Source organism: Paenibacillus sp. OK060 (genome assembly GCF_900101205.1).
Classification (GTDB): domain Bacteria; phylum Bacillota; class Bacilli; order Paenibacillales; family Paenibacillaceae; genus Paenibacillus; species Paenibacillus marchantiae.
Genome location: NZ_FNFR01000009.1, coordinates 128,421 through 140,562, shown reverse-complemented (window position 1 = coordinate 140,562; position 12,142 = coordinate 128,421). Strand labels below are relative to the sequence as shown.

The 12,142-nt window shown below is 48.0% G+C and carries 14 protein-coding genes; 10 read left to right on the top strand and 4 right to left on the bottom strand.

Features of this window, described 5'->3' with window-relative positions; translation table 11 throughout:
* Positions 1–8 precede the first annotated feature (8 nt).
* From BLS14_RS27400 to BLS14_RS27385, 4 genes are all read left to right on the top strand, one after another.
* A complete protein-coding gene (locus tag BLS14_RS27400; RefSeq protein ID WP_090954814.1) occupies positions 9–479 on the top strand; it encodes a disulfide oxidoreductase in 471 nt (156 codons plus the stop codon).
* Positions 479–925 (top strand): FixH family protein, encoded by a 447-nt coding sequence (locus tag BLS14_RS27395; protein ID WP_064640639.1) that lies wholly within the window; start codon positions 479–481, stop codon positions 923–925. The genes BLS14_RS27400 and BLS14_RS27395 overlap by 1 nt, the downstream gene beginning before the upstream one ends.
* A 172-nt stretch (positions 926–1,097) precedes the next feature.
* A complete protein-coding gene (locus tag BLS14_RS27390) occupies positions 1,098–2,579 on the top strand; it encodes an alpha/beta hydrolase family protein (RefSeq protein ID WP_090954811.1) in 1,482 nt (493 codons plus the stop codon).
* Between the two features lie 24 nt (positions 2,580–2,603).
* On the top strand, positions 2,604–3,011 hold the full coding sequence (locus tag BLS14_RS27385) for a MerR family transcriptional regulator (protein ID WP_063567097.1): 408 nt from the start codon (positions 2,604–2,606) through the stop codon (positions 3,009–3,011).
* Positions 3,012–3,125: 114 nt separating this feature from the next.
* Here BLS14_RS27385 and BLS14_RS27380 read toward each other — a convergent pair whose 3' ends face one another.
* From BLS14_RS27380 to BLS14_RS27365, 4 genes are all read right to left on the bottom strand, one after another.
* Positions 3,126–3,803, bottom strand: a complete 678-nt coding sequence (locus BLS14_RS27380; RefSeq protein WP_063567098.1) for a succinylglutamate desuccinylase/aspartoacylase family protein — start codon at positions 3,801–3,803, stop codon at positions 3,126–3,128.
* Positions 3,804–3,898: 95 nt separating this feature from the next.
* Positions 3,899–4,867, bottom strand: a complete 969-nt coding sequence (locus BLS14_RS27375) for an ABC transporter ATP-binding protein (protein ID WP_090954872.1) — start codon at positions 4,865–4,867, stop codon at positions 3,899–3,901.
* Positions 4,868–4,889: 22 nt separating this feature from the next.
* A complete protein-coding gene (locus tag BLS14_RS27370; RefSeq protein WP_072735579.1) occupies positions 4,890–5,690 on the bottom strand; it encodes an ABC transporter permease in 801 nt (266 codons plus the stop codon).
* Positions 5,687–6,463: an ABC transporter permease gene (locus BLS14_RS27365; protein ID WP_024631448.1), complete on the bottom strand. Its 777-nt coding sequence runs from the start codon at positions 6,461–6,463 to the stop codon at positions 5,687–5,689. Before BLS14_RS27365 ends, BLS14_RS27370 begins: the two co-directional genes overlap by 4 nt.
* A 305-nt stretch (positions 6,464–6,768) precedes the next feature.
* Here BLS14_RS27365 and BLS14_RS27360 point away from each other — a divergent pair, with 305 nt between their 5' ends.
* The 6 genes from BLS14_RS27360 (at position 6,769) to thiD (ending at position 12,056) form a co-directional block, all read left to right on the top strand.
* Positions 6,769–7,611: a DegV family protein gene (locus BLS14_RS27360; protein WP_064640635.1), complete on the top strand. Its 843-nt coding sequence runs from the start codon at positions 6,769–6,771 to the stop codon at positions 7,609–7,611.
* 135 nt (positions 7,612–7,746) lie between these two features.
* Complete coding sequence (locus tag BLS14_RS27355; protein WP_275078665.1) at positions 7,747–8,466, top strand: response regulator transcription factor; 720 nt, start codon at positions 7,747–7,749, stop codon at positions 8,464–8,466.
* On the top strand, positions 8,463–9,395 hold the full coding sequence (locus tag BLS14_RS27350; protein WP_371121675.1) for a sensor histidine kinase: 933 nt from the start codon (positions 8,463–8,465) through the stop codon (positions 9,393–9,395). The genes BLS14_RS27355 and BLS14_RS27350 overlap by 4 nt, the downstream gene beginning before the upstream one ends.
* 129 nt (positions 9,396–9,524) lie before the next feature.
* Entirely contained in the window at positions 9,525–10,448 is a 924-nt protein-coding gene (locus BLS14_RS27345; protein ID WP_090954807.1) for an ABC transporter ATP-binding protein, read from the top strand.
* A complete protein-coding gene (locus tag BLS14_RS27340) occupies positions 10,441–11,139 on the top strand; it encodes an ABC transporter permease (protein ID WP_063567103.1) in 699 nt (232 codons plus the stop codon). Before BLS14_RS27345 ends, BLS14_RS27340 begins: the two co-directional genes overlap by 8 nt.
* A gap of 104 nt (positions 11,140–11,243) precedes the next feature.
* Entirely contained in the window at positions 11,244–12,056 is an 813-nt protein-coding gene (gene thiD / locus BLS14_RS27335) for a bifunctional hydroxymethylpyrimidine kinase/phosphomethylpyrimidine kinase (RefSeq protein ID WP_063567104.1), read from the top strand.
* Positions 12,057–12,142 lie beyond the last annotated feature (86 nt).

Here is a 12,142-nt window from a genome sequence, read left to right as displayed (position 1 = left end):
TCAAGCGGATGGACACAGCTTCAAAGCCTGAGCGACGGGCAAAACATATTGATACCCGTCTGTTTATTGCCTGGGCCGTATCAGTCATTGCGACTGGGGGCAGTCTTTATTTTAGTGAGATTAAGGGATACATCCCCTGTGATCTGTGCTGGTTCCAACGGATCTTCATGTATCCGTTAACGATTTTACTTGGCATTGCCTACTTCAAGGATGACGCGGGAATTACCAAGTATGTTCTTCCCCTTAGTTTCATTGGAGGCGGAATCTCGTTATACCATGTAACGATTCAGCGTATTTACTCGGCTACGGGCAGTTCAGTGGCATGCGGACAAATTCCGTGTTATACCGATTACTTGAACTGGTTTGGTTTTATCACAATTCCGTTACTTGCACTGATCGCATTTATCATCATTATTGTTATGCTGTGGGGAATTGGCAAAACACCAAAATCTTCTTCAGAAGAAAGGACAGATGATTGATGAGCGGACAAGTCCGTTGGTTCATGCCCTTCATCATTCTGACCCTCCTGATCGTAGGGTGTTCGGAACAGAAGCAGTCCCAGTCAGGTGAGATGCCGGAGATGATCAAGGTGAAGCTCATGGTACCGGACAAGGTGTCCATTAAGGAAAATGTTGCCTTGCAGATCCAGCTTACACAAGGGGGGCAGCCTGTGAATGATGCGGACCGTGTGCAGTTTCAGATCTGGAATGAAGAGGATGAACCGGAGGCACCATCTCTGGAACAAGGCATGATGAGTGCAGAAGAGCTTGAAGCCAAGGGAGCCATCACCGCGAAATCAGCAGGTGAAGGATTGTACGAAGCAAGCTACGCGTTTGAGCAATCCGGAGTCTATATCGTACAGGTCCATGTTACTGCTGGTGCAATGCACACCATGCCCCGAACGAAGGTAACTGTGGAAGAATAAATCGATAAATACAGCCCGATAATGTTGACGTACAAGCTACTTCCGGCCGCGTCGTTTATCGGGTTTTTGCATGTGTAATTCGTGATTGTAAATTTCTCGTTTTTATACCTTGACCTTGAAGTATACTTCAAGGTTTATCCTTGATGTATTACAACATGTTGGAGGTAAGTCGATGAGAATTTTGGAATGGATTTTGGTCATTGTGACGGTTATTAGCGCAGTAGTCATATTGATGGCTCCCAAACGTCGGGCAGTGAAAGTGGGTACGTTGTCGGCATTGGCACTGGTTATTCTATTGCATGGGGTAATCGATCGTTTTCGTGTGCAGCTGTTGCCCACCTATATCGTAGCCCTTGTTTTACTGATTGTATTGGCGATTCAGCTGTGGAAGTCCGGACGCAATATGCAGAACATACAAAAACCGAAACGTCGTTCGTGGTTCAAAACCATCTTGGCATCTATTCTGGTGCTGGCTCTCAGTGCAGGTTCAATGGTGCTAACGTCGCTTTTCCCTGCATTCACGATGCCTGAACCGACAGGTTCATTCGCCATAGGCACCTATTCGCAGCAGTTAACGGATGAATCTCGGGAAGAGACCAAGACGGCTGAAGCGGGTGATAAGCGAGAACTTATGATTAATGTCTGGTATCCTGTAGATCAGGAAACAGCCAAAGGATTACCGCTAGAGCATTATCCTGCCGAGTTGGGAGAGGCGATCAGTCTCGTATTTGGCATTCCACCGGTGGTGTTCAGTTATCTTGATACGATTCCCACGCATGTGGTCAAAGGCGCTGAGGTGTCTGCCGCACAGAGCAAGTATCCAGTATTGCTGTTTTCACCTGGAATACGCTCTGCACGCTTTCAAAGTATGACCGCGATTGAGGAACTGGTAAGCCACGGCTACATTGTTGTTGGGATCGACCATCCGTATACCTCAGCTCAAGTGACATTCCCGGATGGACATGTTGCTTCGTATGAGCCGGATCCTGACGATCTAACGTCAGAGGAAGTGTATCAACATAATATAGAAGGTGTTGGCATTCGTGCAGCTGACGCAAGCTTTGTACTGGATACGCTCACCCAGTGGAATAAACATGATCCGAATCAACTGCTCGAAGGCAAGCTTGATCTGGATCATGTCGGTATCTTTGGTCACTCTTATGGTGGTGCGACAACAGCGGAAGCACTAGCGCAGGATAGCCGTTTCAAAGCAGGACTCAGTTTGGAAGGCGGATTCTGGGGGAGCGTATCCACTACAGCCTTGAAACAGCCGTTTATGTATATCATGTCAGGTGGAACAGCCCAAAGTTTTGACCCGAACGCCACTGCCAAGGATAAAGTGTTTTATCCTGAGTTTGAAACGGATTTGGATCGGGTGATGACAAGCAGTCTCAATGATACGTATTACTTGACCGTGGATCATTTCTTCCATCAGAGTTTCACGGATATTCCGTTAATTTCACCTAAACTGTTTGCCAAAGGCATAACACCAGAGCATAATGTGGACATTACAAGATCATATACATTGGCCTTCTTTGACCGTTACTTGAAGGGAGAAGAGCAGCAGCCTTTGCTGGAAGGGTCGTCAGACCGTTTTCCCGAGGCCACTTATGATAACAAGTATACCAAGCTGCGGAGCAATCAGGCGGAATAACTCGGAGATGGATGGAGGAGTAGCATGAAAACCATGACAAGAGGAGAGTTAGCCAAACGTACGGGTGTGAGCATGGCAACGCTCCGGTACTACGAGGACAGTGGAATTCTGCCTGCTCCCCGTCGTTCGTCCAACGGATATCGTGTGTATACCGAGGATTATCTGGTTAAGGTCAAATTCATTAAGGATGCTCAATCGCTGGGTTATTCTTTAAAAGAAATACAGGATACGTTACAGCTGCTTAGTCAAGAGGACATGGAGAGTGAAGCACTTAAAACACTTGTACGTGACCGAATTGAAGAGATTCAGTCGCATATCGATAACCTGCAGCAGATGCAGACACTTCTTGCAGGGTTGCTCCTGACGCCAGAGCATGATATTCACAATTACATTGAATCTTTCCGGATCAACAAGGAAGATGGCAATTCATAAGATAACCCTGTAACCAATAAACACCTTCATAGATCATCCCTGACGCGTTTGGCGTGAGAGATATCTTTGAAGGTGTCTTTTATGTTTCCGGCTCTTCATAACGATTCAAGCAATTCAAAACAGGCCTGCTTCGCGCAGGAAATGGTCCACAATTTCTGTCTGATACTTGATCCGGTCTGATCGGTTCAGACTCCAGCAAGTCTCTACGGTAACCGAGCGAGCTTGAAGCAGGCGAGCTGCGGCTGTTCGTGCTGAACCGGGCAACTCGTGCTGCTTCAAATTGAAGTACCTGTCACGAATGGGAATCGAACGATTCATTCGCCCTATAATTCGTTTGCATACCGGAACAGCCTTGCTGCCCGGATTGGTAATCAAGGTTTGTCCCAGTACCCGTGAGCTGCGTTGGGATAATCCATTGGCTTCATGTAGGTCCAGCCACCAGGCAGGTCCATATTGACGGGCAAGCCGAAAAACAGCGGAAGCAAGCGGATGTTTGGCTTTGCCAGAAATATGCCGTGGGAAGGTGCGATTTAAATCAGGTTTTCCTCGGCTGTTGTTTCGATAAGCCTTTTGATTCACTCGTGGAATAATAATGAGGAGTCCACGAGCCACGTGTCGCCGCCCTGCCATGCAATCATTAGCCAGCTTCTGCGCAGCGGCCATGCTCGCGGTTTCATTTCCGTGAATGCCCGATGTAATCATGATGACGGGTCCGGGCTTCGTGCCTCGAACGAGGTAATAGGGAGTGGCGTGTGCACTGGATGCAGCAAGTGTGTGTTTGGTAACAAGCATGACACTTCACCTCCGCTATTACAGTACGTCATGTCCTTCCCGCATGTAACGGCATTTGAACAGGCCCTCATCCAGTTCTGAATAAAATAGGCCAGTCAGTACACTCGATGAATAATATCCTCGAAATCCGGTTCTTTCATCTCGACATCCTCAATCTCGCCCCACTGTTCGAGCTGCTTCAGAATGTCCATCGTGCTCCACTCTTTTCGATTTACCTCGACAGTGACGATCTTGCCCTCTGCCCCTGTGATCTGAATGGCGGTTGATATAGCATCCGGGATATGATACGAACCGCGATACGTCACTCGAATAATCGTTGGCAGACCGATGGTGTCGCGCAGAGAGGGAATCGAGCCGTCATACGTAAGTTGACCGTGATTGATCACCATCACCCGACTGCATAGCTGTTCAATGTCGTCCATATCATGGGTGGTCAGCAAAATCGTTTTGCCAAACTCCTCATTTAATGTACGAAGAAATTGACGAATGTTCCGCTTCGCGTTCACATCCAGTCCAATCGTCGGTTCATCGAGAAAAAGCAGTTCCGGGTCATGCAGCATGGAAGCTGCCAGATCAGCACGCATCCGCTGTCCAAGCGAGAGCTTGCGGACAGGCGTAGCCCAGAACGATTCCAGATCCAGCAGCTCGGCGAACTGGGCTAATCGTTTCGTTTTGTCCTCCGCACGAACTCCGTACATCTCGGCCAGAATATCATACGAATCCTTCACGGGCAGATCCCACCAGAGCTGGCTGCGCTGTCCGAACACAACACCGAGACGTCCAACCGTACGGCGTCTTTCCTGGTGTGGATTCATACCACCGAGCAACACCTCACCCGAGGTCGGATGAAGGATGCCCGTCAGCATTTTGATCGTGGTGGATTTGCCAGCCCCATTGGGGCCGATATATCCAACAAATTCTCCTTTGCCAATATCAAAGCTAATGTCTCGAACCGCTTCCTTGGACAGATACTCACGTGAAAACAAGGTGCGAAGCCCGGAGAACCGGCCCTCGCGAACCACAGGGGTTTTGAATTCCTTTTGCAGATGCCGCGCTGTAATCATAGTCATGACGATATTCTCCTCCTTAGCTACCTGTACTTTGATATTTGGTTAAACCGAATTTCCAGAAACGCAGACTTGCGGCCAGACTCAGGACGGCTACAACAATAATGGCACCAAGAACCCACGCACCTAGTTCGCCGCGAAGCAAATAAAGTGACGGAACATAGTTAACGAAACCCACCGGGATTACGGTCAGCAGAATGCCAGACATCCATTTGGGATACAACGTCAGCGGATATTGGGCAGCCGTACGCGCCGCATCCTCGGTGATCGTCTGCAATTCCTCAATGCGTGTGGTCCAGAATCCAAGCGTTGCCGTGGCAAGCCCAATCGAAAAAAGAATGATGGCACCGGTCAAGATGACGAGCAGAGAGAAGGGGATGACAGTCCAACCGATCTGTCCGCTATGCATCATGCCTGCCAGAGACCAACAGAGAATAAACCCGCCTTGTAACACTTCACCAGCCATGATGCGGAAGTTTTGTGGCAGTAAGGCCAGCAATACGGGCATAGGACGGGTTAACAGTTGATCGAGTTCGCCGCCGACCAGATACTTTTCCAGATGATGCACTTCGTTGCCAAACGTTCGATACAGTGTCTTGGATAGGGTCATGATCGCGAAGAGGTAACCAATTTCATGTAGGGACCAGCCTTTAATGGCTCCGAATTTGTGCAGCACCAGAGCAACCATCAGAAACTCGGAGATTTGAATCAATGCGGCCAGAACGGAGGCCATGACAAAATTGAACTTGTATTGCATCCGACTGCGGATGCTTGTTCGAATGAGCATTTTATATAAAGTGAGCCAGGAAGTTGTTTTCATCCGCCCTGCACCTCCACTTTACGGCGCAATACCTGGGTGATCGCCAGACAGACGAATGTCATGAGGACGCACCAAATCAAGGTTCCCCATAACAAGGAGCCATTTTCATAACCCAGATAGATTCGGGTCGGGACATAGAGCAGGAAAGGATAGGGAGATAACCAGGCAATTCGTTCAAGCCAGTCTGGCAGCCATTCCAGCGGAATGAAGAAACCAGCAAGCAGATTCATCATGGCGTGATTGCCCCAATGCAGCCAGGAGGACTCCGTAGTCCACATCGCGGTGGCGCCAATAATGTAATTCATACAGATGGATAAATAGGATGCGCCGGCAAGACCAATTGCGGCAAATAGCAGGGTTGAAGCTTCTGAGGGCCATTGTAGAGAAAATACGATGGAGAAGAGCAAGTAAATCGGAATGCTTTTGTACACGAACTGGTAGGCAATCTGCCCCCATTCACGTGCCATCAGGTGGGTGAACAGATGAACCGGCCTCATGAGATCAAGCGCGATCTGCCCTGTCCTGACCGTGAGTGGAATACCAAGTCCATTGGTGAGAAAACCCGAAATCCAGAGAGAGGATTGCGTAAACGCAATGTAACTGATCATCCCCTGTGTCCCGTATTCTCCGAGAGAGTGGTCGGCCCCGATGCCAATCCAGAGACAGGCATACATGTAACCGAACATGGCGCTTGCCAGGTTATGTACCATGTGGGCCCCGCGGTATTGCAGGTTCCGGGAGTAGGCTTTGGAAGCCAGAGTGAAATAAAGCATGTGACACCTCCGATAAGTTGGTTGAACGGCGGTTCCGTTCACTTCAGTCAAGGCGAAAAAGAGAGAAGGACAACAGCATACCAATTTATTCCTTCACAGGCAAGACATTTTTTTGGCATATACCGGAAGAAATGAGGCTGTTCAACAATGCGCCACAAGACAGTGGTTTGTCCGTTCCTTTATAATTGGGGGGCAAAGACGCAAACGTTTACAATATGAACTATTCAAATTTTAAATAATCCGCCGGGCATGTGCCTGACGATTGAGGATACAGCTTCAACAATCCGGCAAGAGAGAAGGTTGGAATGAGTAAAATTGCATGGGTCACGGACAGTACGAGCACACTCGATCCGCTATTTGCTGAGCAGAATCATGTGTACATCGTACCTCTTCGCATCGTTTTTGGAGAGGAATGTTATCGAGAGACAGAAGACATCTCGTCGGAATTATTCTATGAGAAACTTGATGGGGCTTCACGCGCAAGCAGCTCACAGCCGCCGATTGGTGAATTTATTGAACTGTATGAGTCGTTGAAAGGTAAGTACGATGAGATCATTACCATTCATTGCTCCACTGCGCTTAGCGGTACGCTGCACACATCGATGCAGGCTGCCGAAATCGCAGGTGTGACGGTTACCGCCATTGATTCCAGAGCAGGGGCTTATCCGCTGCGGGAGATGATTTTGCAAGGATTGGAATGGCAGAAGCAAGGCCAGACAGCATCCGAAATCAAACTTCACATCGAACAGATGATTAATAACATGTCCTTTTACCTCATTCCGGCCAGTCTTCAGCATCTACACCGCAGTGGGCGTGTGTCGGGGACCCAGCTTATTCTTAGCCAATTGTTGAAAATTCATCTGCTGCTTCGATTCGAAGAGGGCAAAGTGGTTGTGAATGAGAAAATTCGTACGTTCAAACGGGCCAAACAGCGTATGCTGGATGTGCTCAAGGTCGATATGGGGAAAGTGAAGCATGTATGTATCATGCATGCGAACAATCAGGAAGAAGCCGTTACAATCAAACAGCAGATTGCAGATTTGCTTCCCCGCTTGAAGACGGAAATTATGCCTTTTATCCCTGTGGTCGGAATTCATGCAGGTGCGGGCACGATTGGACTGTGCTGGATACGAAGCGAGACGGTATAAGGTTGTAAATGAGACCTGGCAGGAGGTTCACTTTGAAACATGAAGTGGCGAACCTGCCGGGTTTTTCGTATTTCATTGCCAATTGATGCAAACTGTGAGGTAATAAAGGAAAACGTTCAAGTTGGAGGGAATAGCGTGTCAAGTTATCGCTTGCTGCTTGTTGAAGATGATCGCTCAATTAGTGAAATGGTCGGTCCTTATTTGGAAAAAGAGGGCTATGACGTCTCTTATGCATATGACGGACTGGAGGCGGAACGTCAATTCAGCCAATCACCGTCAGGCTATGACTTGGTCATTCTCGATCTGATGCTGCCACATAAAAATGGTATGGAAGTGCTTCAGACCATCCGTGCCACCAGTCTGGTGCCTGTGCTCATCCTGTCTGCAAAGGACGGAGAGGTGGACAAAGCCCTCGGCCTGGGATTCGGCGCTGATGATTACTTGAGCAAACCATTCTCGCTGATCGAGCTGACAGCTCGGATCAAGGCGGCTATTCGTCGTGCCAACTATACCGCACAGCCTGCAACTGTGGTCGCTCCGAAGGTACAGCGCATTCACATTGGCGGACTTGTGGTCGATACGGAAACGTATGAGGTAGAGCGTGATGGCATACCTGTAAAGCTTACATCCAAGGAATTTGGTATTCTCAAAATGTTTATCACCCACCCTGGCAAAGTATTTACCAAGGCTCAAATCTACGCCTCTGTCTGGAATGATCATTATTATGGCGACGAAAATATCATTAATGTTCATATGCGTCGTCTGCGCGAGAAGCTGGAAGTTGACCCCTCCAACCCCCGGTATATTAAAACATTGTGGGGTATCGGCTATAAGCTGGAGGTGGACCCGGCGTGACGTTGATCTTTGCCTTTTCAACCGGGATATTGGCTCTTATCGTCATTCTATTAAGCGTAAGGCTGCATAAACGTAGTACCCATCTAACTTACATACATGAGAAATTGACCTCTATTATAGATAAGAATACATTTGAACGCCTGCTCGTCTTTAACAGTGACCCCCAGATAAGCCAGCTCCTTAAGGACATGAATCAGTTACTGGATCATGCACATCGGGCTGAGGCGGGTTATGCCAATCAGGAGAAGGAGATGCGCAACATGCTCTCCAATATCTCACATGATCTGAAGACGCCGCTTACGGTTGTGCTTGGTTATAGTGAAACGCTGCTGCATAGCACTTCCCTAACCGATCAGGAACGCGTAATCATGACTGGAAAAATCCAGGATAAAGCGCAGGAGGTGCTGCGTCTGATTCATTCCTTTTTTGACCTGGCGAAGCTGGAGTCGGGGGATAACGAGCTTACTCTGACCAGGGTCAATATAAGCGAATTGTGTCGCTTGAAGATGATCTCTTTTTATGACATGTTAACGAATCTAGGTCTGCAAGTGGAGCTGTCCATTCCGGAAAGCGATGTCTTCGTGAAAGGTAATGAGGAAGCACTGGACCGTGTGCTGGATAATCTGATCACCAATGCCATGAAATATGGAGCAGATGGCAAGGTACTTGGCCTTTCACTGGAGTATTCAATAGGCGAACAAGTAACACTTAGCATCTGGGATCGGGGCAAGGGCATTCCTGAACAGGAGCACAGCCGTGTATTTGAACGTATGTATACGCTGGAGGATTCCCGTAATCGTCTCTATCAGGGAAGTGGTCTGGGTCTGACCATTACGAAGCGGCTGGTGGAGCGGATGGGTGGAAGTATTGAGTTGCATAGCGTACCTTTTGTACGAACAGTATTTTTGGTTTCATTAAAACCTTGTTAGGTGCAATTTATAGCTTTCACGATAAGCTTAAGGTTTTTGTAAGATTTGATTAATAAAAAAGAAGACTTTTCTCTTTACAATACAGATATAAGAACTCGTCAGGGACGAACGTAAAGGAGAATAAAGAACATGACCTATATTGCGCGGACCATAGGTGTGACTAAGACGTATGCAGGGGCAGAGGTTGTATCGAACGTCAATATGAGTATCAAGCAAGGGGAGATTTACGGGTTTCTTGGTCCGAATGGAGCGGGGAAAACGACGATGATGAAGATGCTGACCAACCTGGTGAAGCCGACTGTAGGCGAGATTGAATTGTTTGGAGAAAAGCTCACGCCTACTTCTTATGAATTGCTGAAACGAATGGGCAGCATCATTGAATATCCTTTTTTCTACGATAATCTGTCCGCCAAGGAAAATCTGGATCTCCATTGTGAATACATGGGGTTTCATAACAAAAAGGTCATTAACGACATGATTGAAAATGTAGGTCTCAAGGATACTGGCAAGAAGCCTGTTCGTGACTTTTCTCTGGGGATGAAACAGCGTCTAGGCATCGCTCGTGCGCTGATCACAACACCGGAACTGCTCATTCTGGATGAACCGATTAACGGGCTCGATCCCGTAGGCATCAAGGAGATGCGCGATTTGTTCAAACGTCTCAGCTCCCAGTATCGCATTACCTTGTTGATCTCCAGCCATATCCTCGGGGAAATTGAGCAGGTTGCAGACACCGTTGGGGTCATTCGAAATGGGCGTCTGGTTGAAGAAGTATCCATGGACAGCATTCGTGGGAGACACAGCGAGTACATTGAGCTGCAAACGTTGGACCCACGTAAAGCGACCTATGTGATGGAACATCAGCTAGGGTTGAAAAATTATAAAATGATCGATGACCATACCGTACGTATCTATGATCTGGGCATTGCTCCATCGGAATTGACAGGCAAGCTGATCGGGCATGGCGTTGAGATTGAATCCATTTTCAAACGTGCTCATTCATTGGAAGAACACTTCATGAGCTTAATGAAAGGGGATGGGGACGTTGCTTAAACTGATCCAGCTGGAACTGCGCAAACATCGGTTTGCTCGAAATTTCAGAACGGCAGGAATCGCCAATCTCGTCCTTATCCTGTTTCTCATCATGATAGGATTCACCGACCAAGGGGCAGAAGATTATACTTTTGCTGATTACCATGTCTCCTTCATGTTAATAGATACGTTCGCCAGAGCCGTATTTATCATCTTGGGCGGTGCGCTGATAGCGAAACTGATTATTAGTGAGTATCGAAATAAAACGATGAACGTCATGTTTACCTATCCGATCAAGCGCCAGAAAATCATTGCTGCCAAGTTGATTATCATCTTTATTTTTACCTTTATGATGATTTTGTTTACCGATCTGCTGATGGGAGCCTTGCTGGTTATCACAAACCAATTCTACTCCTTCATTCCCGACACGTTGACGATGAGTGATGCACTGGTACTGCTGCTGAAGTACACGATTAGTTCCTTGTCCGCTGCGGCCATGGCTCTGATCCCTCTATTCTTCGGAATGCGCAAACATTCGGTCACGACCACACTGGTATCATCCATTCTGCTTGTACTTGTGGTGTGTTCCGGATTTAATGGACCTTCTGTGTCAATTAACTCTATCGTCTTCATTCCATTAACACTGGGGGCGATCGGACTGTGGATTGCTTCGCTGTCCATGATTCGTCTGGAGACAAAAGATGTGAACTGATTCCTTTGGAAACCATACTCCGTATGGCTTCACATGCCATTGACATCTGCTCGTACAAGGGATAGGATAATGTCAACTGAAGGACGAAGGAGAATGCAACTACCATGACGATTCCAAAAACATTAACAATCGCTGGTTCGGATACGAGCGGCGGTGCTGGGATTCAAGCAGATTTGAAAACTTTTCAGGAGCTTGGTGTGTATGGCATGACTGTGCTGACTACTGTTGTGGCTATGGAGCCTGATACGTGGGATCACCAGGTCTTTCCTGTGGAATTAAATGTAGTCGAAGCTCAACTGCGCACCGTTCTGGATGGTATCGGCTTTGATGCAATGAAGACGGGCATGCTGGGTTCTGTAGACATCATTGAATTGGTTGCGAAGCACATCCGCCGGAGCGGACTGCCACAGATCGTTATCGATCCGGTAATGGTCTGCAAAGGTACGGACGAAGTGCTGCAACCTGAGAATACAGAAGCAATGATCGAATTCCTGTTGCCGGGTGCTGATCTGGTTACCCCGAATCTGTTTGAAGCATCGCAGCTCGCGAAAAGTGGACTGATCCGCTCCAAGGAGCAGATGGAAGCTGCGGCAGCTGTCATTCATGATCATGGGGCGAAACATGTCCTGATCAAGGACAGAGGCGTTATTAACCCGGGTAAAGCAATGGATCTTCTCTATGACGGAACGAACTACGAATGGTTTGAAGCCGATGTTGTTGGCTCCGGATATACACATGGTGCAGGCTGCACCACATCTGCGGCAATTACCGCAGGTTTGGCGCGCGGTCTTACTGTGAAAGAGGCTGTTCGTGAAGGTAAAGCCTTCGTGACCAAAGCGATTGCTGGCGGATTCCCGCTAAACCGCTTTGTTGGCCCAACGTTGCATGTAGCACACCGACTGGAGAATCAACGCTAAGCGGTGCGCACATGTAGTGTGTAATCGCGGAGAAAAAACGTGGTCTCAGCCGGAAGTAGCTGTCAATGAGCAGGGGTTTGCTCGTT